General features: G+C 33.7%; 27 protein-coding genes. 17 read left to right on the top strand and 10 right to left on the bottom strand.

All coding sequences use genetic code 11. The annotated features are described in order from the left end of the window. The first annotated feature begins 36 nt into the window (after window positions 1-36). The 5 genes from V6M85_RS09500 to V6M85_RS09480 all read left to right on the top strand — a co-directional run bounded on the left by V6M85_RS09500 (window position 37) and on the right by V6M85_RS09480 (window position 6,355). Window positions 37-1,191 carry a hypothetical protein gene (locus V6M85_RS09500; protein WP_338599217.1) on the top strand — a complete coding sequence of 385 codons (1,155 nt, stop codon included), beginning with the start codon at window positions 37-39 and terminating at the stop codon, window positions 1,189-1,191. A gap of 131 nt (window positions 1,192-1,322) precedes the next feature. Then, window positions 1,323-2,735 carry an MFS transporter gene (locus V6M85_RS09495; RefSeq protein WP_338599214.1) on the top strand — a complete coding sequence of 471 codons (1,413 nt, stop codon included), beginning with the start codon at window positions 1,323-1,325 and terminating at the stop codon, window positions 2,733-2,735. A gap of 204 nt (window positions 2,736-2,939) precedes the next feature. After that, window positions 2,940-4,067, top strand: a complete 1,128-nt coding sequence (locus tag V6M85_RS09490; protein ID WP_338599211.1) for a CaiB/BaiF CoA-transferase family protein — start codon at window positions 2,940-2,942, stop codon at window positions 4,065-4,067. Between the two features lie 264 nt (window positions 4,068-4,331). After that, entirely contained in the window at window positions 4,332-5,354 is a 1,023-nt protein-coding gene (locus V6M85_RS09485) for an NAD(P)/FAD-dependent oxidoreductase (protein ID WP_338599208.1), read from the top strand. Between the two features lie 23 nt (window positions 5,355-5,377). Continuing rightward, entirely contained in the window at window positions 5,378-6,355 is a 978-nt protein-coding gene (locus V6M85_RS09480; protein ID WP_338599206.1) for an amidohydrolase family protein, read from the top strand. Here V6M85_RS09480 and V6M85_RS09475 read toward each other — a convergent pair. Beyond that, window positions 6,341-7,585, bottom strand: coding sequence for an MFS transporter (locus tag V6M85_RS09475; RefSeq protein ID WP_338599203.1), 1,245 nt, complete (start codon window positions 7,583-7,585; stop codon window positions 6,341-6,343). The genes V6M85_RS09480 and V6M85_RS09475 overlap by 15 nt on opposite strands. A gap of 67 nt (window positions 7,586-7,652) precedes the next feature. On the opposite strand from V6M85_RS09475, the gene cedA reads away from it, so the two are divergent. Next, window positions 7,653-8,450, top strand: coding sequence for a DNA import protein CedA (gene cedA / locus V6M85_RS09470; RefSeq protein WP_338599200.1), 798 nt, complete (start codon window positions 7,653-7,655; stop codon window positions 8,448-8,450). 78 nt (window positions 8,451-8,528) lie between these two features. Here the strand turns inward: cedA and V6M85_RS09465 are convergent, their stop codons facing one another. Further along, the gene (locus V6M85_RS09465) at window positions 8,529-9,137 is read right to left on the bottom strand and encodes a DUF981 family protein (RefSeq protein WP_338599196.1); all 609 of its coding nucleotides are present in this window, start codon (window positions 9,135-9,137) and stop codon (window positions 8,529-8,531) included. A gap of 477 nt (window positions 9,138-9,614) precedes the next feature. Here V6M85_RS09465 and V6M85_RS09460 point away from each other — a divergent pair, with 477 nt between their 5' ends. Beyond that, window positions 9,615-9,923 carry a hypothetical protein gene (locus tag V6M85_RS09460; RefSeq protein WP_338599195.1) on the top strand — a complete coding sequence of 103 codons (309 nt, stop codon included), beginning with the start codon at window positions 9,615-9,617 and terminating at the stop codon, window positions 9,921-9,923. A gap of 83 nt (window positions 9,924-10,006) precedes the next feature. Next, window positions 10,007-10,600, top strand: coding sequence for an NAD(P)H:quinone oxidoreductase (wrbA, locus tag V6M85_RS09455; RefSeq protein ID WP_338599192.1), 594 nt, complete (start codon window positions 10,007-10,009; stop codon window positions 10,598-10,600). A gap of 100 nt (window positions 10,601-10,700) precedes the next feature. On the opposite strand, the gene V6M85_RS09450 is transcribed toward wrbA, so the two are convergent. Further along, the gene (locus V6M85_RS09450; RefSeq protein WP_338599189.1) at window positions 10,701-11,459 is read right to left on the bottom strand and encodes a biotin/lipoate A/B protein ligase family protein; all 759 of its coding nucleotides are present in this window, start codon (window positions 11,457-11,459) and stop codon (window positions 10,701-10,703) included. Between the two features lie 35 nt (window positions 11,460-11,494). Between V6M85_RS09450 and V6M85_RS09445 the strand changes: the two genes are divergently transcribed. The 3 genes from V6M85_RS09445 to V6M85_RS09435 are packed head-to-tail and all read left to right on the top strand — an operon-like array spanning window position 11,495 to window position 13,374. Next, window positions 11,495-11,740, top strand: coding sequence for a biotin/lipoyl-containing protein (locus V6M85_RS09445; RefSeq protein ID WP_338599186.1), 246 nt, complete (start codon window positions 11,495-11,497; stop codon window positions 11,738-11,740). A 4-nt stretch (window positions 11,741-11,744) separates the two neighbouring features. Beyond that, window positions 11,745-12,611 carry a lipoyl synthase gene (gene lipA, locus V6M85_RS09440; protein ID WP_338599183.1) on the top strand — a complete coding sequence of 289 codons (867 nt, stop codon included), beginning with the start codon at window positions 11,745-11,747 and terminating at the stop codon, window positions 12,609-12,611. Beyond that, on the top strand, window positions 12,583-13,374 hold the full coding sequence (locus V6M85_RS09435; RefSeq protein WP_338599182.1) for a biotin/lipoate A/B protein ligase family protein: 792 nt from the start codon (window positions 12,583-12,585) through the stop codon (window positions 13,372-13,374). The genes lipA and V6M85_RS09435 overlap by 29 nt, the downstream gene beginning before the upstream one ends. Here V6M85_RS09435 and V6M85_RS09430 read toward each other — a convergent pair. From V6M85_RS09430 to V6M85_RS09420, 3 genes are all read right to left on the bottom strand, one after another. Beyond that, window positions 13,360-14,391 carry a (Fe-S)-binding protein gene (locus V6M85_RS09430; protein ID WP_338599180.1) on the bottom strand — a complete coding sequence of 344 codons (1,032 nt, stop codon included), beginning with the start codon at window positions 14,389-14,391 and terminating at the stop codon, window positions 13,360-13,362. The two genes, V6M85_RS09435 and V6M85_RS09430, sit on opposite strands and share 15 nt — an antisense overlap. Next, entirely contained in the window at window positions 14,388-15,788 is a 1,401-nt protein-coding gene (locus tag V6M85_RS09425) for an FAD-binding oxidoreductase (RefSeq protein ID WP_338599177.1), read from the bottom strand. Before V6M85_RS09425 ends, V6M85_RS09430 begins: the two co-directional genes overlap by 4 nt. A gap of 95 nt (window positions 15,789-15,883) precedes the next feature. Beyond that, a complete protein-coding gene (locus tag V6M85_RS09420) occupies window positions 15,884-16,960 on the bottom strand; it encodes an FAD-binding oxidoreductase (RefSeq protein WP_338599174.1) in 1,077 nt (358 codons plus the stop codon). Between the two features lie 55 nt (window positions 16,961-17,015). Between V6M85_RS09420 and V6M85_RS09415 the strand changes: the two genes are divergently transcribed. Then, window positions 17,016-17,633, top strand: a complete 618-nt coding sequence (locus tag V6M85_RS09415; protein ID WP_338599172.1) for a hypothetical protein — start codon at window positions 17,016-17,018, stop codon at window positions 17,631-17,633. 220 nt (window positions 17,634-17,853) lie between these two features. Then, window positions 17,854-18,021, top strand: a complete 168-nt coding sequence (locus tag V6M85_RS09410; RefSeq protein ID WP_338599170.1) for a hypothetical protein — start codon at window positions 17,854-17,856, stop codon at window positions 18,019-18,021. Window positions 18,022-18,040: 19 nt separating this feature from the next. Here the strand turns inward: V6M85_RS09410 and V6M85_RS09405 are convergent, their stop codons facing one another. Together V6M85_RS09405 and V6M85_RS09400 are read right to left on the bottom strand one after the other, a co-directional pair. After that, window positions 18,041-19,033, bottom strand: a complete 993-nt coding sequence (locus V6M85_RS09405) for a hypothetical protein (protein WP_338599167.1) — start codon at window positions 19,031-19,033, stop codon at window positions 18,041-18,043. A gap of 35 nt (window positions 19,034-19,068) precedes the next feature. Further along, window positions 19,069-19,551, bottom strand: coding sequence for a CoA pyrophosphatase (locus tag V6M85_RS09400; RefSeq protein WP_338599165.1), 483 nt, complete (start codon window positions 19,549-19,551; stop codon window positions 19,069-19,071). Between the two features lie 199 nt (window positions 19,552-19,750). Here V6M85_RS09400 and V6M85_RS09395 point away from each other — a divergent pair, with 199 nt between their 5' ends. Further along, a complete protein-coding gene (locus V6M85_RS09395; RefSeq protein WP_338599162.1) occupies window positions 19,751-20,002 on the top strand; it encodes a hypothetical protein in 252 nt (83 codons plus the stop codon). Here V6M85_RS09395 and V6M85_RS09390 read toward each other — a convergent pair. Both V6M85_RS09390 and V6M85_RS09385 read right to left on the bottom strand, forming a co-directional pair. Beyond that, window positions 19,940-20,683: an ABC transporter permease gene (locus V6M85_RS09390; RefSeq protein WP_338604727.1), complete on the bottom strand. Its 744-nt coding sequence runs from the start codon at window positions 20,681-20,683 to the stop codon at window positions 19,940-19,942. The two genes, V6M85_RS09395 and V6M85_RS09390, sit on opposite strands and share 63 nt — an antisense overlap. Then, window positions 20,664-21,491 (bottom strand): ABC transporter ATP-binding protein, encoded by an 828-nt coding sequence (locus V6M85_RS09385; RefSeq protein WP_338599159.1) that lies wholly within the window; start codon window positions 21,489-21,491, stop codon window positions 20,664-20,666. Before V6M85_RS09385 ends, V6M85_RS09390 begins: the two co-directional genes overlap by 20 nt. A gap of 12 nt (window positions 21,492-21,503) precedes the next feature. Here V6M85_RS09385 and tsaA point away from each other — a divergent pair, with 12 nt between their 5' ends. The 3 genes from tsaA to V6M85_RS09370 all read left to right on the top strand — a co-directional run bounded on the left by tsaA (window position 21,504) and on the right by V6M85_RS09370 (window position 23,930). Beyond that, window positions 21,504-21,911 (top strand): tRNA (N6-threonylcarbamoyladenosine(37)-N6)-methyltransferase TrmO, encoded by a 408-nt coding sequence (tsaA, locus tag V6M85_RS09380; protein ID WP_338599156.1) that lies wholly within the window; start codon window positions 21,504-21,506, stop codon window positions 21,909-21,911. A 63-nt stretch (window positions 21,912-21,974) separates the two neighbouring features. Next, entirely contained in the window at window positions 21,975-22,370 is a 396-nt protein-coding gene (locus tag V6M85_RS09375; RefSeq protein WP_338599153.1) for a CBS domain-containing protein, read from the top strand. Between the two features lie 132 nt (window positions 22,371-22,502). Then, window positions 22,503-23,930 (top strand): hypothetical protein, encoded by a 1,428-nt coding sequence (locus V6M85_RS09370; RefSeq protein ID WP_338599150.1) that lies wholly within the window; start codon window positions 22,503-22,505, stop codon window positions 23,928-23,930. Window positions 23,931-24,206: the final 276 nt, after the last annotated feature.

The raw sequence follows: 24,206 nt of genomic DNA, 5'->3' as shown, positions 1-24,206 counted from the left end.
ATAAGGCTTAAAATGATTAGTCCAACTATAAGTAATATGAAAACTATTTTGGTACTTTTATGCCTAATTCTCTTTTCAACTATTACTATGGGTTCAGTTTCAATAAATTACTCTTCTTACACATTTCATGACTCATGTATATTGTATTCTTACTTTAATTTCCCGTATTTTATTGAGGAGAAATTAATTCCCATAAACACTACGTCTATAAATTACGTCATTCATATATCATACAATGCAAATTGGACACTATATATCTCCACGAATTTACCAAATATCTTTTCAATAGTAGTAGATAAATACATATTGTGGAGTGGTTTTGAAACTGAAGGGCTAAACGAAACCTTTATCATACCTTATATGAATCCGTTAAATATAGTAATTTGGGTAATGAATTACCCATTCGTTATTCATTTTAATGAGACAGTGAGTTTGGGAGAAGATGTGACTATTCCAGGTGAAATTAATAACCTTTACACTTTTAAAGAACAGATAATTAATGCTACAGAAGTTAGTCATTATGTGATTCCCTCTCATTCATCTCTCTCAGCGAATCTGATATTACCATTTAATTACACTTATGCCCCAGTGACAGTATTTAATTCATCATACTACGAAGTTGACGTAGTCAAGGGTCTTAATGGGGTAACAGTATTAGAGGTCGGATTTATAAATTATAGGAATTTCACATTTTATATTTACAACACTACTAATCAACGAGTATATCCTGCTACTAGCATAACTGACCATTTTGTTATAACCAATAATGGAGTCGAAACTCCATTTCCCATTTTAGGGTCCATATTAGAAAATAATTCATCACTTATAATAATAAATTCAACATCTGCCTTATTGATATTGAATAATAAAAGTGTAATTGATGAGCCAATTTATGATGTATATTCAATAGAACCGAGCTATATCTTGTCTAATAATAAATTACTTTTAGGTTATTCAATCTTTATTAGTGATCCCGGAGTTTATCGAATTACTGGTAACTACAATTTACTAGGTGTACCCTATATTAAGGTTTCTAATTCTACATACTTTTTAAGTTTAGGAAGAGGATATTATTTCGCTTTATCGAAAACGTTCCCATTAAAGGTAAACCCAACGGTACTGCTTTTTTCAACGATTATATCTTCTATATTTACTATTTTAATTTTACTTATAAATAAGATATTCCGCTAGGATATTTTAATTTCAATTACTAATGTTTAAGCAACTGAGGTCGCTATATAGACTATGTAGTTAACAATAGATTATATTTAATTTATAGGTAAAATATATAATGGTAAGAACGAAGAAAAACATGAGACGGAATGGATAAGGGAATACCAAAAACACCTTTAGGTCCTATTGATTCATTGAAGCTAACATTTAACCATATAAAGGTTTGGTACACAGCTGGAATGGGTTTTTTCACTGATGCTTATGATCTATTTATAATAAGCGCGATATTGGATGTCTTAAAACAATTAAATAGTCCTAATTTTCCATTAAATGGGGTAACTACTGGGCTATTAGCCTCTTCTGCCTTATTCACTGCAATAGTAGGACAATTGGTCTTTGGTTTTCTGGGTGATAAAATAGGAAGAAAGGCCATATATGGAGTTGAGGCCATATTAATGACATTAGGCGCCTTATTTTCAGCATTTTCTCCAAATATTTATTGGTTAATAGCGTTTAGGTCAATAATGGGTCTAGGAATAGGTGGTGATTATCCAATTTCAGCTACAATAATGAGCGAATACGCAAATGTAAAAGATAGAGGTAAGTTAGTAGCGTTAGTTTTCGCAAATCAAGGATTAGGTAGTTTGGCAGCAGTTGCAGTAGGTGCAGGTGCAGCTCTAGTTTTTCCTTTGGATACTGCCTGGAGAGTAATGGCGGCAATAGGTGCAATACCCGCAGCTACAGTAATTTACCTTAGAAGGAAAACCCCAGAAACTCCGAGGTATTCTTTGCTAGCTAAAGGAGACGTAGAGGGAGCTAAAAAGGCAGCTGAATTTTTAGGAGCTAAGATTGAGGAAAAGAAAGCCATTGCAAAACCATTGTCAGTCTCTGAATTTCTATCAAAATATTGGTTAACGTTAATAGGCACTGCGGGGACATGGTTTATTTTAGATATTGCATTTTATGGTACAGGGATTTATTCTGGTACAATTACACAGTTAATATTAGGGAGTCCATCTAGTATAGCTAATTTAATAATAGAGCAAGGCTTACCATATATGGTTGGATTCTTTGGCTATTTCACTGCTGTCGCGTTGATGGATAAGTTAGGTAGAAAAGTTATTCAAACTCAAGGCTTCATAATGATGGCAATAATTTATGCAGTAGTCTCATCCTTAATATTGACTAAGGGAACTAAAATAATTGGTTTGACAATTCCAGCTGAGCTAGCATTTCTAATATATGCGCTATCTTTCTTCTTCATAGATTTTGGGCCCAATACTACAACTTTCGTAATTCCCGCGGAGGTATATCCAACTAGGGCTAGGACTACTGGTCATGGTATTAGCGCTGCAGCTGGTAAGTTAGGCGCCGCAATAACCACATATGTATTTCCATCGCTTTTGGTTTCAATGGGCTTAAAGAACATTCTAGTAATGCTATCAATACTCTCAATTATAGGTGCTGTATTAACTATTATAGCTGTTAAGGAAACTAAGGGTAAAAGTTTAGAGGAAATAACAGGAGAAGAAATAATAATTCAAGAACAACAAGCACAATAAGCTAAGTTTTTTAGTGCGATCACTCCATTTTATTTACATAGTTTGGTTATTTCTTTCTCCTTATGTGTTAAAGAATTAGTAATACGTTAGAAATTTTTATTATTAAGGAAAAAGGTCTCGAGTTGACTTAATTATCAAGAGATCAGTTAGTTAGGATGTCAAGTAATCTTAATTATTAGATTTTAATGTTTTTAGTTAGTGAATATGTCGAAGCTTAGAGTTATTGAGCTTGGAAGTAATATATCCTCACCATTAGTGGGTGAAATATTAGCTGATCTAGGTTTTGATGTAATCAAAGTGGAACCACCGCCTTATGGAGATGACAGGCGGAAAGTGAAACCTGAAATAAATGGCATTAGTATTTACTTTGCAAGTACTAATAAGGGCAAAAGGAGTATTGCCATTAATCTAAAAAGTGAAGAGGGATATGAGATTTTTAGGAGGCTAGTAAAAACTGCTAATATTTTAGTAACTAATTATAGGCCTTCTGCATTAAAGAGGCTTAAGGTGGATTATGAAAACGTGGTAAAGTTAAATCCTAATATAATCTACTGCTCCATAACTGGTTTTGGAAACTTTTCTGAAGAAGCTGACAGGCCAGCTTATGATACTATTATATTAGCTTTGAGTGGTCTAATGGACATGACTGGAGAGGAAAATGGCCCGCCAGCTAAATTTGCTACTTCCATTTCAGATATAACTACGGGATTATTTGCTACGGTATTAATATTGTGGGCATTGTATCGTGGAGGGCCAGCCTTTTTAGATGTACCAATGCTTTATACTCAATTTTATTTAACTCTAGAAGACGCTTACATGTATCTCAATACCGGCAGGATACCTAAAAGATCTGGATCTTCACATAGGTATTTGGTTCCTTATCAAGCTTTTAAAACTTCAGATGGTTACATATACGTTGCAGTATTTACCGATGAGCAATATCAAAGATTATGTGACGTACTAAATCGTAAGGATTTAGCCAAATTTGATACTGTTTCTAAGAGACTTGAAAATAAGAGTTATATAACGAGTGAATTACAGAAGATTTTTGAGAAAAACAATAGAGACTATTGGGTTAAAGTTTTAAGCGAGGCTGATGTACCAGTTGCGCCGGTTCTTAATATAGAGGAAGCTTTTAGAGAATATGGAAATAAATTGACTTATGAGTTAGACGGTGTTAAATATGTTCATTTCCCTATTAAAGGTTTAGGTGTTAAAGGGAAAGCTCCAAGACTTGGCGAGCATACAAGGGAAATATTGTTAGAATTAGGATATAACGATGATGAAATAAATAAGTTAATTGAAAAGGGAATAGTTCTAAGTGAAAAATAGATCCAATGAGCTTTTATTTTCGAGATAAGATAGGGGCATGAATCTTATTTTACCTTGTATTTAATTTTCCTAACCTATTTTTAGACAATATCGGTGTATCAGTCAAAATTTTGATTTTTATTGATATTATTTGGAGAAAATTTCATTAATAAGTCTATTTGATATATGATTGCAAGGCATGAATAAATAAAGTATATAAAAACTAGCTACTTAATTAAGATATTAGCTGTAATATTTAAATACTAACATGTAAAGTATAAACATATGGCAAGCGAAAGAATAGTAATATTAGGTGGAGGATTTGCAGGAATTTCTGCAAAATTGGCTTATCCTAATGCTATACTTGTAGATGAAAACGATTTTATGGTAAATACCCCAAGATTAATAGAAACTATAGAAAGGGATCTTCCGGTATCTTATGCGCTAATCCCTAGGAAGGTAGACTTTAAGAGTAAAATTTTGAATGTTGACTTTAAAGAAAAGAAGGTAATTACTACAGAAGGAAACATTAAATTTGATAAATTAGTAATTGCATTAGGGTATGAACAAGATTTAAGTAAAATTAAAGGAGCCGATAAGTTCGCATTGGGATTCACTTTGGGGGTTATTGAAAGAATTAAGTCCCTTAAACCGAATTCTAGAGTTTCAGTTCTTGGAGGCGGTGCACTAGGCGTTGAGCTAGCTGGTGCATTAAGCAAAAGGGGTTATCAAGTTAATGTAATAGAGGTTGAGAGCAGATTAGTGCCATATTTGACTCCAGATTTTTCTAAAGAAGTTCAGAATATCTTAGAAAAGCAGGGTGTTAATGTAATCTTGAAAGCCAGAATAGATGAAATAAGAGAAAACGAAATAATTACCACTCAAGGGGTTATAAAAACTGATTATACTATATTTTCTGCAGGATTTTCTGGTCCTAGAATAATAAAAGATCTAGGTTTAACTAATAAAAACAATAGAATGTTAGTTGATAAATTTCTAAAATCGGTCGATTATGATTTTGTTTATGGAGCTGGTGATTGTGCTAACTTTAAAGATGGTTTTATTCCTCAATCAGCTCAAGTTGCCCTACAAGCTGGTGAGGTAGCTATTAATAACGCGTTAAAGGATAATAAAATTGAATTCAAACCAATTCAGAGGGCTATAGTGCTAAAAATTGGAGACGAATACATAGGAAGTATAAAAGGTACTGTAATAAAAGGTCCGATCTCTGCACTTGTGAAATCTTTTGCTATAAGTTCTTTAGAAAATAAGGTTAAGAGGTTAAACAAAATAATCTTAGCTATATAAGCTAGTCTTACAAATTAGTATTGATGTTAAAAATAGATCTTCATGCTCATTACTTTCCGTTAAAAATTATGAAAGATATGAAAGATGATCTTAAATTTAGCGTAGAAAGGATTGACAAGAGTAACCAAATATCCATACGAATTGGAAATATTGTTTGGAATGGCGAAGCGTATCTCGGATTATTGGAGGAAGATAAGATCATTGAGGAAACAGTAAGAGGAGAAGTAGATATAAGAGTCTTATCATTAGCTCCAATATCATACATTTATGACCTTGATGAGAAAACTGCAATGAAATTTTACACTAGGTTCAATGATGAATTATCAAAGCTTTCAGAGAAAAGTAACGGTAAGCTATTAGGATTTGCAGGCGTTCCTCTCCAATATCCTTCTTTGGCTGTAGATGAACTAAAGAGAGCGGTGAAAGATTTAGGATTAAAAGGGGTTGAGATAGGCACTCATATAAATGGAAGAAATTTAGACGAATTTAGGGAATTTTTCAGTGTTATAGGCTCTTTAGGAATACCAGTTTTCATTCATCCCCAAATAACTGACGTGATTGGAAAAGATAGGTTAAGAAGGTATTTCTTCACGAATATCTTAGGTGTTCCAATTGAGGATACGATCGCTGCAGCTTACTTGATAACTAGTGGGATAATACAAGATTACAATATAAAGGTCATTTTACCTCACGGTGGGGGTTTTCTCCCATATCAAATTGGGAGACTTGATCATGGTTATAAAACCAGAAGTGATGTCAGAGAAAAAATTAGTAAAAAACCTAGTGATTTTCTATCTAATTTCTATTTTGATACGCTATTGTTTAATAATGAAATATTAGATTTCATGATAAGGTTTGTTGGTGTTGATAATATAGTATTAGGTAGTGATTATCCATTTAAGATGGGTTACTTTAGACCTTATGACGCGATTGAACATCTTAGTAATGAAGAAAAAGAGAAAATATGTGAGATAAATGCTAAGAAGCTACTGCTTTTCTAACTCTATATTTCCTCTGGTCTCATGAGAGATAAGGCTTATAATTACTACTGAAATACTTAAAGTAGCCATCGCTATTGTCTCAACTACTGGAAATAACGTTATTGAAGAATAGTAGAGGGCTAATGTAAGCAATAACGGAACAGTATTTCCTATTAAAAATCCTATATTCCAGCTTAAGGAAACTCCGGTACTTCTAATCTTAGTGGGGAAATTCTCATTGACATAACTCATTATTCCTCCTCCGCCAAATACTGACACAAACCCTAATATTATAACATACAATATTATTAATGATGGAGATGAGGCCATTAATAAAAAGACAATCGATAATAAAATCCCTAATATACCACCTATTATTGATACAGTTCTCCTTCCAATTTTTTCACTTAATTCTCCCCCCATAAATGCTGATACAATTGCTACGATGCTGTAAATTAGGGACATATATCCTATTTCAACTTTCGACAAGTGATCTACGCTATAAAGGAAATTGGGTAACATAACATTTACTAAGGCATTAATTGAAGCCCAAAGAGCAGTAATTGTTGAGGCAAAAATGAACTGTCTCTTATACGAGGAAATAAGTAGTCTTATCGGTGATTTTACTTTTTCCTTATTTCTCCTAAACCTTAACGATTCCGGCATTAGAAAGCCAAAGGGTAAAATCAAAAGAGACGTCAAGAACATTATTCTCCAACCTATTTCAGTATAAAGCGACGATCCCAAGAAACTAATTATCGTAAAGAACACTATGGACGCAATTAGGTATGCTGAACCACCAACTGCAAAACCTGAACCACCAAACCAACCTCTATGTCTTTCTGGCAGATCCTCAAGACCTATTACCGTTATACCTGCTGAAAGACCTCCAGTGAAGAAACCTTGTATTGCATATAATAGCATTAAAATTATTGAGGAAGGATTAGGCAACAATGCTATTATGACTAAAGGTAAAGCTGAACCTATACTAGCTATCCTTGTGACGAACTTTCTACCATGTTTATCACTCAGTGGCCCTAATACATAAGCTCCGGGTACTCTCATTATGACGTCAATTAATATCAGCCCATATATACCCAATAATGAAAATATGTATGACCCCTTAAACAATAATTGCGAAATATAAGGAGAGTTGAACACTAGAAGTATGGAGTAGTTATAAACTAGGAAGGTGTAACTCATGAAATTTAGGAATATTAACTTAATTTCTCTAGTTGATAATGAACTCATCTAACTTAATACCTAAAAAGATTAATTAAAAATACTATCGGTTCTCTCTCAGCTAGATATAATTTTTATGAACGTTGTGTACTCCCCATTTGAAATATTATATTTAGCAATTGTGATAGACTCGCTTTCCTATTCTTTAGGAGCTATTCTTTATGGCTCTCCAATTCCAGTACGTGCAGTTAAGGATATGGGATATAAGATGATACTAAATTCTCTTTATGTGGCTGTCCTATCAAATATCTTTGGCTTTATTATCTCTCTAGTAAATCAGTTGCAGACGGTCTTAGGAGTAAGCTGGAATGTTTTTTACTTAGATATCGGTCTTCTTCAAGTTCAAATGGTTACTGCGTTAAATATGGCCAAGATCATTTATGTTGTTATAGCTACAATACTTTATTATTCTAGGATCTCCACTATTCTTTCTTCTTTCATAACTCCTATTTTACAGTATATCTCATTTTTAACTGATTTATTAATACTGCTAAACTTCTATATGAATCTAGGGGCATTCATACAGACATCTTATATGTTACTGATAGCTATAGGAGTCTTATTAATGTCTCTTCCATTTCAAATGGGTAAAGGGATTGGTAGCTTACTAATAGCTTTTACCATTGTATTTTATATAGGATTTCCGCTTTTACCGATTTTGATATCTTCTACTTCTCCTCTTCAATCGCAAAATCTTATATTTCAAGATATAGCATTGCAAACAGAGGAATTCTTCGGAGATATCCCTGCATTATCCTATTCATTTATAATAGTTCCACTAACGTATATTGGAGTGTTAGCTGGATTCTCCATAGTGTTAGAGAGCTTTATAGGGGGTTATGCTGGAAAATTGCCAATTCCGATAGAAATTTAATTTAATTCAATATATAAAAAATCTGATACCTTATTATTTTTCCTAGTGAGGAAATATAAAAATTAGTTAGATTTAAAATCACAATAGTGGAGTCCACTTAGAGAAGCCAACTAAGTGTGATGGTACTGCCTCTAATGCTATGTATCCTGCGACCAGTGCTGATAGTATTAACAGTATTGCGTCTAATATTAGGAATACTTTACCAGCCCTAGCATTGTCCAAGAATATTGCAACTGGATAGAAGAATATTGAGGATAATCCCGTTAACGTGTAGAGTATTAGTAATGCTATGGGTTCTAAGGTCATATTATTTAAGTATCCAACGGCTCCATAATAAATGGTAACTAAGCCATAGAGCAATGCCATGAAGCCCATAATTTCTAGCTTGTAGTCATTTTTTATACTTACCGCAATTCCAATTAATCCTATTCCCAAAATCGGGTATAAGTCGTAAAATAGTATGTTATAACTACCAGGTAATGGCCATAAAAGTAATCCGTATAATCCCGTTATTGCCATGAAGGTTCCTAATGTAAGTAAGGGCACATAAGCAGATTTTATAGCATTTCTGAAATCTGTTACGGTGCTATGAACTCTATATGTTCTAATTAACGCGTAAGCCATTACCAAAAACGCAACTGCCATAGCTACTAACTGGCTTGTTAATGTATCTATGAACAAAGCCATTTTATCACCAATTAAAATTATAGATGCGATCGGATTTAAGTAGGCTAGATTAAAGTATATACTTTTGTAGACTTGTTTCTTATAAGCATATAATGTTCTATTAAAATATAAAGATATTTTCTTTTTTTACGATACATTGATTAATTCAGTTATAGTGCAAAAAGCAAAAGGTATATGGATTCTGCTTATAAATATTGTGTATAAAAATGTATGCAAATTAACAAGTTTTACTCTCGGTGTTATACGTATTTAGTGTAGAGAATTAATCTATGAAGATTATAAAATTGAAAAAATTTTATTTGATTTAAAAGTACAACGTTTACCTTACGTCAGATTCTACGGTTAATCTTTTTTTGTTAGAATGAGAGTATATACTTATATTTTATACATTTATAACAAGGAATATGCATTTCTACATCATATGTGTTAGAAAAATTTAATACTTTAACGGCATTAAAGAAATATAGGTGATAAAGAATGATAGGAAGAATTCTAGCTGGTATAGGTGGTATTATAACACTAATAGCTAGTTTCATCAGCATTATAACTAGAGAGCCACTTATAGACCATCTAGTTAAAATATTATTAATAACTGGCGATGTAGTTATAGGTTTAGGTATAGTAGGATTAATAGGGTCACTAACAACATTATATGGTGTATACAAGAGTGATTGGAAGTACATGATAAGTGGAAGCATATTAGGGCTATTCGCACCTTGTATATTATCCATATTAGGGATTATAGGCGGAGCATTAGAAGTTAGAAAACAGAAAATCTCTAAATAACTTTTTTAATTAATTTTCCAACATTGTATAATTTTTATTACAACTTTAGTTGACTTTTTTAGCTGTAGTTTACTCCCTATTTTATGGAATGCCCTAAAATTTTGGTATTGTTCTATGGGTATGGTTCAATAGTAGATTTAGCTAAAAACGTAGCTGAAGGGGCTAAAGAAATAACAAAGGAGGTTAAGCTTGCAAGAGTTAAAGAATACCTTCCAGAGGAAGCCATTAAGAAGTTTAGGATACCTATCGACACCGTAAGGGATATCCCTGAGGCTTCTCTGTCAGACCTAGAATGGGCAGATGGAATAATAATGGGGTCTCCAACTAGATACGGCAACATGACTGGGCAATTAAAACTATTCTTGGATCAAACTGCAGAATTGTGGGTTAAAGGAGCATTATATGGAAAGCCTGTGGGGTTCTTTACGGAAGCTTCAACGATACATGGAGGACATGAAAGCACAATACTTGCAATGGCCAATTACGCTTATCATCACGGAATGATAATAGTACCGGTAGGATACGCAATAAAGGAAGTATCTACTACAACAACGGGAGGTGGTCCTTACGGTGCAACTCACTTGGGGAATAAAAAAGAATTAGATGAAAACGAAATAGCAATAGCTAGATTCCTTGGTAAGCGAGTGGCTGAAGTAGCAAAGAAATTGAGATGCTAGTTTTCTTCTCTCATCTTATTTGGTTAAATCTAAAATATACAGTTAGATCACATATAGTACCTAAGTCAGAAACGCTTTAACACACTAGATTATATTTTATTCATAATCTTCTATATATAAATTCCCTTCTAGAATATTTTTCATTAGTTAGTTTAACTGCGAGCTCTAATTCTTCATTAGTTGGTACGTCGAAATAATAAGATTCATAACCTAGAAGGTCTAAGAAATTTTGTGTTAATGCTTCAATCACATTCTGATACGTTATCTTCTTGTTAATTAAGTTAGAAAGATTATTGACCCTATACTTTATCATATTTACGTTATTTTTTTTATAATTTTTAGGCGGTATTATCAATGCTTTATACATTAATTCAAGGTTACTAGAAATTAAAAGTGTTCCATGTAACATATATCTCTCTTCATGAATATAGCCAGCGTTTCCAGAGATCTTATAACCCTTAAATGTTAAATCAGTTTTGTTATAAACTTCAATTTTATCGTTAATTAAACTCTCTATTGAATTAATTGTACCTCTTAATAATTTGTCATAAAGGTAATCTATTCCTGTTAGCTCATCGTCTGGCCTAACCACTATAATCGTGTAGTTTATATTACCTAAATCATGAAATACTGTACCACCGCCACTTATCCTTCTAACTAATTTAATTTTCTCTTTTTCTATAAAATCCAGATTTACTTCATTTTTTATAGCTGATAAAATTCCTAATACTACTGTCTTATCGTTTCTCCATATTCTCAATATTGCTCCATCTTTTTGCTTTAGTAGCAAAGCCTCATCTAATGCAACGTTCAGATAGGGATTGTCTGGCCATTCAGACAAAAGAACCCTAAGCTTCACTGTCTTTTTATATTTCCTAAACCTCTTTATATTTTGTGCAAGTGGAGTTAAAAGTTCCAGAGGATATTTGGCCTAGAAGAAGGGACTGGGGCGGAGAAGTAGTATCTGTATATGTAAAGGAAGGTAATGAAGTTAATGTTGGTGATTTGATAGCTGAAGTAGAAATAGAAAAGGCAATATTAAAGATTCTATCCCAATATAAAGGAAGAGTAGTAAAGGTACTCGTTAGTGAAGGAGATAAAATTACTCCTGGCTCAGTAATAGCAATAATCGAGGTATAGAAGGATGATTAGAAAAGCTGGAATTGCAATATATGAAAATGAAAATTTTAAGAGAGTATCAGAGATTGTTGTAAAAAAGAATATCGCAACGGTTTGTGAGGAAGCTTTATGCCCTAATATTATGGAATGTTGGGGATCTGGAACTGCCACTTTCATGATTATGGGAAGCGTTTGTACCAGAGGATGTAGGTTCTGTTACGTGACAAAAGGTAAGCCTTCTCAACTAGATCCAGAAGAACCTAGGAGGATAGCTGAAGCAGTAAAAGAGATGAAATTGGACTACGTTGTAATAACTAGTGTGGATAGAGACGATTTACCAGATGGGGGAGCAGAACACTTTGCAAATGTTATTAATGCAGTAAAGGAAACTAATCCAAACGTTACTATCGAAGTATTAACACCAGATTTTAAGGGTAATATCACTGCGGTAAAAAAGATAATCAAAGCAGGAGTTGATGTTTTTGCTCATAATATAGAGACTGTAAGAAGACTAACACCAATAGTTAGGGATCCTAGGGCTTCATATGATCAAAGTCTTAAAGTCTTGAGATGTGTAGAAAACGTTATAAAGAAATCCTCCATTTTACTAGGTTTTGGTGAAACGTGGGATGAGATAATACAAACGATGTCGGATTTAAGGGAAGTTGGCGTTAATATTTTAGTATTATCGCAATATATGAGACCTAGTCGTAAGCAATTGGAAGTTAAGAAATACTATACATTAGACGAGTTCAAAAAGCTAGAGGAAATAGCTTATTCTATGGGATTTTCTGCAGTAATTTCTCTACCTTTAGCTAGAACTTCTTACAAAGCTAAAGAAACCTATTTGAAGGCGATTACAAATGTTAAGAATAGTCATAGATGGTCCTAGAGATCCGTTTTATAATATGGCAATTGATGAAGCAATAATGTTATCTAGGGAAAAGGCTAATTATAACACATTAAGGCTATATATGTGGTCACCATCTGGTGTGAGCCTAGGTAGAAGTCAAAATGCTAAAAATTCTGTTTATATCGAGAAAATAAAGGAACTTGGTTTTAAGTTAGTAAGAAGGCCTACAGGTGGTGGGGCATTATTACATCCAGAAGATTACGAGATAACGTATAGCGTTGTACTATCCCTAGATAATGAAATAGCTAGGATGAGTGTAGATGAGTCCGCATCTGAGATTGCTAAGGGTATCCTATACGCTCTTCAAATCTTAGGAGAAAACGTAAACATTAGAGGACTTGGAGACAAGGAAAAACATAATTTATGTTATTTGAGAAGTGGTTCTAGCGATGTAGTAATAGCTGGTAGGAAAATTTCTGGTTCAGCCCAAGTAAGAGACGATAAGGCACTATTACAGCATGGGACGCTATTACTAAAATTCGAGCCAGAAACCTGGTTAAAGGTGATTAAAGCACCTGGCGTTACTGAGGACTTTTTAAAAGACAGAATAGCTGGTTTATTCGAATTTATAGATATTGGAATAAGCGACATTTTGGAAGCCTTAGTTAAAGGCTTTACAAAAGCGTTAAACGAAGACAGAGTTTTTACTAGTAGTCTCACATCAAATGAGGTGCAATTAGCTAATCGACTTTACAGGGAAAAGTACTCTAGCGAAAGATGGAACTTGTTAGGAATCCAGTAGATCTGCTATATGATATACCTCATAGCCCATTGTTCTTATTGCCAATGCACAAACACTATTAGTTACAATCACTTTCTTCACACCACTTTTCGCTATCTTATCTTTCTTAACACTCATCACCATATTGGACAATTTAGGATGAGATAACCAATAATCTCCACCCGCTCCGCACTCAAAATGAGGATCTTCCATGTTGCGAATTGTAATGCCCATTCTCGTGGTGACCTCATGAATATAGTTGGTCAATCTCTGTCTATAGGCATGACATGGGTAATGAATGGTAAAGGTTCCATTTACCTTAGGTAAATCTACACCTTCTTTGATTAGAAACTCACTAAAGTCGTATGCTTCAATCTCAACTCCAAACCATCCTTTATATTCTTTCATAAATGCTGCGCAATTTGACTGTAATGTTACAATTTTTTTACCCTTCGCCATTTCAGATAATTTAACCGCTTGTTTTCTAGCCCCATCTTGATTTCCATTACTTATATGAGCTAATCCACAACATCCATTAACGATTTTTACCTTATACCTTTTACTTAGAAATTTGTAGGCATTTAGAACAGTCTTAGTAAATATTACAGATTCTATACAGCCTGGAAATAATATTATCTCGGCTTCGTTTCTATTATCTTCTAAAGGTTCTGATACTTCATTAATATCGATAAATTTTCTTAATCTTTCTATATCAGGATGTTGCATCTTGCTGGCTAATTTTAATGCCTTACTTAGTAATTTTGGGTTTTCTAGAAGTTTCTCTATCACAACATTCTTAGGTGAGTTTCTTCTAACTGGGGTTATGATTTGAGCGTACTTAACACCTGCTGGACAAACAGTCTCACATAGTCTACAGTACATGCATGTCTGAAACCCAACACTATCTATTCCAATTCTTACTGCTTCTATTCTACCTCTAGGTGAGTGTATTTCATTTCTGGTTACTACATAAGTAGGGCACGTTTCTAAACAAAATCCGCAGTGAGTGCACATATCAGTCAGTTTTGATGAACTCATATATCTCCCTCTAATAAGTAAGTGTGAATTCTATTTACAGTATTGCATATTTCGTTCTTAGCAGGTGGAATTAGCTTACATGGATTTAAAAGCCGTTTTGGATCGAATGCCATCTTTATTCTACGCATTACGTTTAGATCATCCTCACTGTAATAAAGCTTCATGAACTTTATCTTCTCTATTCCAATTCCATGTTCACCGCTTGGTACCCCGCCTAGTTTTATAGCTAGCTTAGTTATCTCTTCACCAGCCTTAATTGCCTTTATAGTCTCTTCGACATTTTTGGGATCGAATCCAATTAGTGGGTGTAATGTGCCATCTCCTGCATGGAAGCTGTTAGCTACGGGAAGTGCGTATTTTTTACTTATATCATAAGTAAATCTCAGCATTGTTGGTAATGAGGACCTTGGAACGTTTGCGTCTAACGTAAGATATGCTGGCGAGTAGTAAGCAAAAGATGGAAATGCACCCTTTCTACCCCACCACCACTTGTTCTTTTCCTCATCACTTCTAGGAATATATACTTCGCCGTTACATTCTCTAATTGCTTTTATTGTTCTATACTCCTCCTCTTCCACATTTGCACTGTAACCATCAAGTTCTATGAGAAGTATGGCCTCAGCCATAGGGTAGTCCGCTTTATATTGCGTGTTCTCTATGGCAATTATTGAGTTCTTGTCCAAGAATTCCATTGCGGATGGGGTTACACCATATTTGTAAATATTAACTACTGCTCTTCCAGCATCATCTATAGAATTAAACGAAGCTAGAAGAGTTTTACTAGTTTCTGGCTTCGGAAATAACTTCAGTGTAGCCCTTAATATAATTCCTAAAGTGCCTTCTGCTCCTATAAATATTGATGTGGCGTCAAAGAAGTTATTGCCACCTATCTCCTCTACTTTTCCGTTAGGTAAAAGTACTTTTAATTTTATTACACTATCAAAAGTTGTGCCATACTTTGGGGTGTGCATTCCTCCAGAGTCATGACTTATATTACCCCCTATTGATGATACAACGTAACTAGACGGATCTGGTGCGTAAAATAAGTTCGTATTTAACGTCTTGTTAATTAAGAAATTGGCTAAACCTGGACCTACAGTTATTTCAAAATCTTCAACTGAGTATATTCTATTAAGCCTAGTTAAAGATATTATTACCTCACCTTGTGTAGGTGTGGTAGCACCACTTAGACTTGTTCCAGACCCTCTTACCAAATATCTTATATTATTCTCATTTAGAAAATTAATGAGCTCAACTACTTCTTCTTCACTACCTGGCAATACCACTATTGGTGGATCAATTTTCAGCGGTATAAAAGCAGGATAAGAGTAAAGTTTAACCTCATCTCCAACTATTATCCACTCGTCTCCAACTATCTCCGCTAATTTATTAATCACAAGCTTAATCTTTATAAAATAGTTTATAAACTGTCCTTACTATATTTTCTTCTCAATACATAAACTTTACTATAATAGTAATAGTCTTTGTCATGTTATATCAAACCCGGCAAAAGAACATTATTAGGATCAAACGCGCTCTTTAACCTATAAAGAATCTCCTTATCTTCAATACCCCAATAATCACCATGATATTTACCTCTTTCAACAGTAACTTGCCCATTGATTTCTTGTCTTAATTTATCTAATCCCTCGAGCGAATTTACCTCTACTCTGCAGTACCCAGTTCCAATGATACCTAAAGCCTTATTCACTTTCATCAAACTGTTTGTTCTCTTTATTGCTTCAATTTCCTTTCCCCGGATTGTATGAATTGAAATCACATTATCTCCTTCTGTGTAATCTATACTATAAAAGCCTTCTTGAACCTTACCTCCCAGTTCTTCTTCTATTTTGGCTATAGCTTTCCTAAATCCAATAAATGTAGCATACTCTCTCTCCCCATTTTTATCCATCTCGTAGATAAGAGAAATTGGTCTATATTTACTCATTAATGTTATGTTACTATTCTGTAATGTTGCGATTTCCTCTGGAAACGGATAAATTTTTAACGTAATCTCTAAGTAAATTCCTAACCAACCTAACATTCCGGCTAATATTTTGTGCAGTTTGTACCCGGAAGAAAATTTAAGAGTTTTGCCTCCCCCTTTTACTATAATACCGTCTCCGGTAAGTAATTTAGCCGTTAAAACTAGATTTTTCGGATAGCCGTAAAATGACGAGAACGGTGTGGGTAGGTTAGTAGCTAATAGTCCACCTATAGATCCCTCATAATAAGCAGGAAGAAATAAATTCCTTTTCTTTAAAAATTCAAAAAGATCTGAAACTTTTACTCCAGCTTGTACAGTAACGTAAAGATCTTCATCCGAAACCTCAATAATCTTACTTAAATTACTTAAATCTATACCTATATCAACATTAATTGCAGGGCCTATATGGTGCTTATTAAACGAGAAGGGATAAAGAGAAAGTTTTCTTTCATTAGCCAATTTAACTACATCTCTAGTTTCATCATACGTTTTAGGAACAGCAGTTATTTTCCATTTAACGTAATCTCCATTACCACCCTCAGCTATCTTAGTGAGTCTGCTTAATTCATCAATCCAATCCATTTCATTAGGAATATTAAGCAATAATTATAAAATAGTTTTCTCGAAAGCGTATTAAATGGTTAGCTATACTTATTGTATCAAGAACAATTATTTAGTGAAATGTGATGGAGGAGAACTATATTACTTATTTGAGTATACGAAGAATAATGAACTTCTGATCTCTAGGTGCATAAACGACCATTGCACGCAAGTAGAGGATATAGTTACAGAATTAGGGAAGTATAAATTTGCGGACGAAATCTGGAATTTTGGCGAGATAAAAAAGAAAGTCGATGACATAACTCACTTTCTTTCGAAATATAATCTAAAAGTATATTTTATTGGAGATAACATAGTTTTGGAAGCGCTTTACACTCCCCAATTATTTTACTATAAGTATTTTGCATTGAAAGAGGCCAAGGAGAAGATAGATTTAGTTAATGCTTGGTTTGACAGCTTGTTACTTGCCATTAAAGTTATAGAAGAGATAGGAATTCGAGAGTTTAAGTCTCATATGGACACTCTAGATGGAAGATATACAATATGGTTAAATTCTGAAGAGCCATCAGCCTCTTTTATATCACGAGAAGGTGATTTAGTTAATTTTTGGGTCTTGTATAATGATTGTAATGTACTTATTGAAAGAAAAGGAAGGCAAATTTGTATTAACTCTCTGGGGAGGTTAAGGGGGTGAAAGTAACCATAAGTAAGGTCGGGGATTGATAGCCTCCTTATAGAAAAGTAAAATATTGTTTGTACCACATTTTCTTATAATGTCCCCCAAATGGCTGTAAGAGCTGGTGGGGATTGGACTTCTCACTGCCCGTGGAGCCGTCGAAAGCAGTTACCATAAAAGCGTGAAATATATATTACTATAATCACAATTTATTTTTAGATCCCACCCCTAGATGTGGATGGTTAATTCCCGAATGGTGGTGGGGTTAAAACAAAATGTGGGGTTTTCTCAAAGGGTGAGTGGGGTTATCCCCCTAATGGGATTGGAAAGGATAAGCGGTGAAATTCACGACTTCAGTGAAGTCCACGGGTTGAGAGTTGAATACAAAGTATATGAGATTCGATGAGACCTAAACCCCAAGTAATTCACGAGGTACTCTCTTCCTTAAGTTTTTCAATACCAATCTCTATTAATCTCCTTATTCCTTCATATCCCTCAGATATGCTTTCATAACCATTTATTGTGAACATCTTATTTCCCTTAATCTTCCCAACTTCTATAACATCGCCGTTCTTAATTATTTTTAGATCGAAGTCACCATTAAAATATCCAAAGGTTAACTTTAAGTCAATATCACTTACCAGATCACTGATATTATCTATAATACTTCTCATCACGATAAGTCTATCAACAAAAGTTCCTTGATTATTGATTGTTAATAACAAATACGTTTCATTTTCTATGTTATCTTCTTCGTACTCAATTATATACGTAACCATCTTATCTATTCCAATCTCAAGGTCATCAATATTTTCGAATTTTAACTTGTCAAGATAATATATTCTGTCAGAAAATAGAACGACTATCTGTGTAATATCATCTTCACTCTCGAGATTGCCAAAACCATAAACTCTTCTCATACCTCTACTTTCAATTAATGTTGATATGATACTTATTATTGTAATTTTATTTCTATTTCTTATAGCGTATTGTATTTCGCCTTCTATAGCATGTTTACCTAATATTGAATACTTTTCTTCAATTTTTTTCATGATGCTGTTGAATATCTCAGAATTAACGTAAAGATACCTATTAGAAGACACCTCTATGCCTTTTTCTTTAACAAACTTCGAAACTGAAAGCAGACAGTGGATAATTGAGTCCTTCTGATTATTAAACTTGTATACGCCTTGAGAAACGTAATCGGAAACTTCAAGAAGGTTAAATATCTCACATAATTTATCTTCACCATAGTAGAAAGTAATATTATCACTATTGCCAGTAACGTAGCTTTCAATCTCGATTAAGGAATCATTCAAAGACAATAACATGGTATCCTCTGTAACGCTAATTGCCTTATTCTTTATAATTTCTTCAAATGTACTGTATATTTTTCTTGGAATTTCAACTCTTATCATTTAGCTACGCTTTAGTCTTTTATAAAATCAAAAATTTAAATTTTAACATCTCCTATTTCAAACAATTTAGAGAGGATTCTATATGTCATACCCCAAATTCTGTACTGATTATAATAGAAAGCGTTGTCTTCGCCTTTAATGAACTCCTTCTCGTGAATCCAGAAAACCTTATCTATTTCTTTAGGATTGGGTCTTGGTTCAATCAAATCCTCCGATAGAGCTATATATGCTCTAACTTTAATTTTAATATTATTAGGTGAAAATACTCCCAAGCTTGATTTTATATTGGGCGTAATTCCCACTTCCTCTTTACACTCTCTAATTGCAGCTTGAAGAGTTGTTTCATTACCCTCTCTGTGTCCTCCAGGTAGTGCCATCTGGCCAGACCAAGGATCTTTCGGATTACTTACCCTTTTTATTAACAAAATATATTGACCTTTAGCTATTATAACAACTACCGCTGCATCACTTTCTTTTTCGTCAACAAGCGGAAGTTGCATAAGCTTATGAATATTCATAGTTAAAACTTAATGTAAACCCTAATTAGCTTTCAGTTAGGATAATCTTCGTAACCAAATGAAAGTTTGTCTTTTTCCTATTATTCTAAGACGAGGTAGTATTTCAGTTGATAAATTAACTGCATTTAGTTGAAGGGAAGGATAGTACTGTAAAGGAAATCAAGTTCTTTTATCTAAAGGTTGATATTTTCTATCAGTTTTGCAAATTATAGTGGGCAAATTAGCTGGAAAACTTAAAAGGGTAACTAGGAATAAGCTTTATTTCGTGGCTAGAAGAAGTTGTCCTAAATGCGGTAAGGTCGTTGAAATTATGGTAGAACATGTAGGTAACAAAGTAGTGAAGAGATGCCCTAATTGCGGTTATGTTTTTATAGAGTACGAGGTAAGGTCATCTCTCCCTCCATCTACTGAACTTAATAGAGAGATAAAAGAACAATATAGATTCGAGTAACAGCGTTAAAAATGATACAATAATTAATTTTTCACTTGCGTTTACTAAATGCGTAATACCTTGTGAAAATATCGCAGATGCGGTAGTCGGTATTGGCAGTAAAGCCATATAAATTAACTTAGGAAGGAAAGTGTAAGGATAAAAAACCGGCGGTACTATTGTTAAAATACTTGATAGGAGACCAGCGAGACCCCAGCCATATCTAGTATGAGGTACTAAACTAGCTAAGAAGAATCCTATAGAAGACGTAGTAAACAGAAGTAGAGTTACATTTATCAGCAACGGTAAGAAGTTAGTTAAAGTTAGTACGTGATACACAATCGCTAAGATAATATACAGTACAATTCCGGGAGAGGAATATAGTAAATTAGCTAACATAAGCCCCATTATATAATCACTTGGTCCAATATCAGTTGCAACTAACAAATCTTGAAGTCTGCTCTCTAGTCTTAGGAATACGAAATCACCAATAGAGGAAAATCCGTTATTTGCCATTACACTTATTAGCCCACCTACAATAGCGAATTTAACAAAATCTCCTCTAGTGATAATATAAATTAAGAATAATTCAGCTAAAGGTATGCTCAGATAAGTTAACACGTAAACGAATCCTCTTCTTACAGACGATAAACCATAAAATATTGTGAAAGCTAAAAGATAATTACTCTTCAAGAGCCTCACCGCCATAGATAATAAATAAATCCTCTAATGTAATCGGCTTAACTACAAATCTCCCCACGTATTCTGATGCCTTATTCCTATCAACATAACTAATCCTTAATCTGCCTACTTTAAACTCTCCTATACCCTCAACTCTGACCTTATCGTTAAACTTAGCTAAAAGTTCCCTTACATTACCTTTTGCAATAAGTTTTCCCTTATGTAAAAGTACTACTTCATCTGAAAGCTCTTCAGCTTCTTCCATGTAATGTGTTGTAAGCAAAATTTTACTCTTTATACTTTTTAACACGGACCAGACTTCTAGCCTTGAATAAGGATCTAGTCCAGTAGTAGGCTCATCTAACAATACCATTTCTGCGTTAGAAGCTAATGCCATTGCCACAAAAATCTTCCTTTTCATTCCACCAGAAAGCTCATCGCTCGGTTTATCTCTAACTTCCCATAATCCAACCTCTTTTAATGCATTTCTAGCAATTTCATTAGCATCAGTAAATGAAAACCCTCTTGCGGTAAGGTACATAACTAAATGTTCCATCGGGCTTGCAATACCCACTGGTTTAGCTTCCTGAGGTATAGACGTTATAATCTTTCTAACCTTTTTAGCATCTTTAACTACATCGTAACCTTCGACTTTAGCAATTCCACTAGTTGGTAATAATTGGGTTGAAAGTATTCTAGTTAATGTAGTTTTACCTGCTCCATTTCTTCCTAATAACGTTACTACTCTAGAGGTAGAACTGAAAGTTAGCCCATCCAACGCCCTCGTCCCATCCTTATAAACTTTAGTAAGATTAATAGCTTCGATCACGAATTTATTATAATGAGTGCTTGTTTTAAATATATAGGTCTTATAAGGAGAAAAGACAATTCAGCAACTAGAGAATCACCAGTGGAGATTCATGTAAGTAAGGAATATGAAGAAGGGCTAAAAGGTCTAGAGAATTTCTCGCATATAATAGTTATCTATCACCTCCACTTAGCTAACTTTGATGGAAGTCTATTGAGAGAAAAGAAAGGTCTAAAAGTTGGAGTTTTCGCAACCAGATCACAAAATAGACCTAACCCCATAGGGATATCTATAGCTGAACTTATCAATATTATCGGTAATGTAATAATAGCAAAAGGGATTAATGCTTTTGACGGGACTCCAGTTCTTGATATAAAACCATATGACAAATGGGATAGACCAGATACAATTAGAGTTCCCCCTTGGCATGACGTTATATAGTGTTTCCATCCTCGGAGGAAAATTAAATAGTTTATACTCAAAATAATAAATGGAGAATGTTAGATGTTAGTAGGAGATTTAGTTGTTAGGAATCCAGTTACCGCAAAACCGGAAATCAGCGTAAAAGAAGCTGCTAAGATAATGAAAAGGGAAAATCTAGGCTCGTTAATAATTGTAGATGATAGAAATAGTCCAATAGGAATAGTAACTGAGAGGGATATATTAAGAGCTGTTGCTGACGATGTTCCTCTTGACTCTCCGATATCTAAAATAATGACAAGAGGTTTAATTACGGTCTCACCGGAAAAGGACGTTACGGAAGCATTAATTATCATGTATCAAAATAACGTTAGGCATCTTGCTGTAGTTGGCAAAAATGGGGAATTAATTGGGGTAATATCGATCAGAGATGCTGCTAAAGCTATAAACTTGTTAGCTCTTGATTTATCGATCTGGTAATTATCTTAGTTAAGTAAATTGTTAAAGCAATAACGAATTAAATACTGGCAACAATCTAATTCCATATTATAAATAATTTTTAATACGAATTTAGTAGATGAGTTTAAATGCGATAGACGAAAAGAAGAGTGGATGAAAAGTAAATTTATCATGTACATTATTTTGTTCTTTATTCTGTTATCATTGCCCATAATACCTTTGGGTAATTCAAATATACAAAAACAACAAGTTATTGGTGAGCAATATTTTACCATTCTAAGCCAGAACCAGCAATATTTAAATTACACAGTAATTAACGGAGTTAATAATGAAATAATCTACACCAATAACATATCTCAAATAACTTTAGTTGGAAACAAAACAATTTATCAATTTAAGCCATTAACCGTAGCAACATATTACCATAATGCTATAGTAAACTTATCAATTAACGGAGATAAGATCACAGTATATAGTGGACTCCCACAACTTATAAGGATATTACTATATACTTCGGGCCAAAGAGAAATAGTATGGGGTGGCTATCTTTCAAAACCAGGCTTCATCACTACTTATGGTTATATAAATGAAAGTGGAATTCTAGAGTTACAATACTTGAATGGATCTCTAATATATAGTCTTAATATCACTGCTATGGCAAATAGTTACGTTGAATTGCCTTATGTTCCCTTAGTTAACGTTAGTTATGTAATTCTTTCAAATCTACCATATGAGACTTACATTCCATTATCTTCATTGTCGTCATTAAATAATATTACCGCTTTTAGCGTTGCCTTATCTTCTTTTTATAACACTCTATTACCATCTATAATATGGAAATCACAAAACAGTACAGAAATAAAATTCTTTGGAATAAACGGTACTCCAGTGGGACTAGTTAAGATAAATATTGTCAATTCAAGTGGGTTAGTTGGGTCTAGTTTACTCATATTAAGAAATCTTAATGTCCAATATTATACCCCTAAATACGTTACAGTTGCTGTAATAGACGATTTTCCAGTTTTAATAGGGATCAGTAACAATAGTGTAGAAAGTACTGCCAACATTACTTTTTCACGTATGGTTTATGTTAATGGAGAGACTGGAGTACTTGTAAATATTAGTCTAGATAACATCTCCAGAATGTTTCTAATTATTAATGGCAATGTATATAACGTTAAGCTCTTTCACCCAGTTAATATATATGTAACGAATATTACCATTGAAAACAATGTATTTTTAGCAGCAAAAGCTGTTGTTAATTCCAATTCGTCAGTTTTCCTAATTACTATCACACCCCAATATAATGACGGATTTATAGTATTGGAACAGTTTCCTAATGGTTCACTCGTATTCCTAAACCAAACAAACTATTTCCTAAGTAATGGCGTACTATATGTAGTTGGAAGTTCGTCTGGAGCGTATTATGTGGTATTTACCAGTCATCCACTATTAACAATAACGCAGACGAAACCACCTTTAATATCATATGGTGCAAATAGTTTAGTAATCATCTCTGGTGTAATTGTAATATTGTTAGCAGTTGTTTCTGTTGTTGCTATAAGGAAAAGGAAATCTTGATGAGCAATTGACGTAGACTAGAAATTACTCTTGAGAGATCCGGAGTGAGAAAAATTCAGCGAATAATTATTTGAAATCTTCTAGTTAATAAAAAACGTGAGTAATACTTAAGTTGGGTAGGTTGACAAGTAAGTTAATCAATTTAACCTCAAATTAAGGTAATAACTTGGAACATAGAGTTAATTTTATACTCTATATTAAAAACAAGCTGAATTTTATCCAATTCTGACACTCTCAGGAAATCCCAGTCGCAAGGCTAAGATACTTCACCCAGAA

This window comes from Sulfolobus tengchongensis (assembly GCF_036967215.1).
In the GTDB taxonomy this organism is placed as follows: Archaea; Thermoproteota; Thermoprotei_A; order Sulfolobales; family Sulfolobaceae; genus Saccharolobus; species Saccharolobus tengchongensis_A.
Note: the sequence above shows the minus strand (reverse complement) of the source record. Positions and strands in the feature narration are given on the sequence as shown.

Bases quoted from the DNA above. Each gene is read 5' to 3' on its own strand.
- V6M85_RS09500 (WP_338599217.1), top strand. From the start codon at position 37: ATGAAAACTATTTTGGTACTTTTATGCCTAATTCTCTTTTCAACTATT.
- V6M85_RS09495 (WP_338599214.1), top strand. From the start codon at position 1,323: ATGGATAAGGGAATACCAAAAACACCTTTAGGTCCTATTGATTCATTG.
- V6M85_RS09490 (WP_338599211.1), top strand. From the start codon at position 2,940: ATGTCGAAGCTTAGAGTTATTGAGCTTGGAAGTAATATATCCTCACCA.
- V6M85_RS09485 (WP_338599208.1), top strand. From the start codon at position 4,332: ATGGCAAGCGAAAGAATAGTAATATTAGGTGGAGGATTTGCAGGAATT.
- V6M85_RS09480 (WP_338599206.1), top strand. From the start codon at position 5,378: ATGTTAAAAATAGATCTTCATGCTCATTACTTTCCGTTAAAAATTATG.
- V6M85_RS09475 (WP_338599203.1), bottom strand. From the start codon at position 7,585: ATGAGTTCATTATCAACTAGAGAAATTAAGTTAATATTCCTAAATTTC.
- cedA (WP_338599200.1), top strand. From the start codon at position 7,653: ATGAACGTTGTGTACTCCCCATTTGAAATATTATATTTAGCAATTGTG.
- V6M85_RS09465 (WP_338599196.1), bottom strand. From the start codon at position 9,137: ATGGCTTTGTTCATAGATACATTAACAAGCCAGTTAGTAGCTATGGCA.
- V6M85_RS09460 (WP_338599195.1), top strand. From the start codon at position 9,615: ATGATAGGAAGAATTCTAGCTGGTATAGGTGGTATTATAACACTAATA.
- wrbA (WP_338599192.1), top strand. From the start codon at position 10,007: ATGGAATGCCCTAAAATTTTGGTATTGTTCTATGGGTATGGTTCAATA.
- lipA (WP_338599183.1), top strand. From the start codon at position 11,745: ATGATTAGAAAAGCTGGAATTGCAATATATGAAAATGAAAATTTTAAG.
- V6M85_RS09435 (WP_338599182.1), top strand. From the start codon at position 12,583: ATGTTAAGAATAGTCATAGATGGTCCTAGAGATCCGTTTTATAATATG.
- V6M85_RS09430 (WP_338599180.1), bottom strand. From the start codon at position 14,391: ATGAGTTCATCAAAACTGACTGATATGTGCACTCACTGCGGATTTTGT.
- V6M85_RS09420 (WP_338599174.1), bottom strand. From the start codon at position 16,960: ATGGATTGGATTGATGAATTAAGCAGACTCACTAAGATAGCTGAGGGT.
- V6M85_RS09415 (WP_338599172.1), top strand. From the start codon at position 17,016: ATGGTTAGCTATACTTATTGTATCAAGAACAATTATTTAGTGAAATGT.
- V6M85_RS09410 (WP_338599170.1), top strand. From the start codon at position 17,854: ATGGTTAATTCCCGAATGGTGGTGGGGTTAAAACAAAATGTGGGGTTT.
- V6M85_RS09405 (WP_338599167.1), bottom strand. From the start codon at position 19,033: ATGATAAGAGTTGAAATTCCAAGAAAAATATACAGTACATTTGAAGAA.
- V6M85_RS09400 (WP_338599165.1), bottom strand. From the start codon at position 19,551: ATGAATATTCATAAGCTTATGCAACTTCCGCTTGTTGACGAAAAAGAA.
- tsaA (WP_338599156.1), top strand. From the start codon at position 21,504: ATGAGTGCTTGTTTTAAATATATAGGTCTTATAAGGAGAAAAGACAAT.
- V6M85_RS09375 (WP_338599153.1), top strand. From the start codon at position 21,975: ATGTTAGTAGGAGATTTAGTTGTTAGGAATCCAGTTACCGCAAAACCG.
- V6M85_RS09370 (WP_338599150.1), top strand. From the start codon at position 22,503: ATGAAAAGTAAATTTATCATGTACATTATTTTGTTCTTTATTCTGTTA.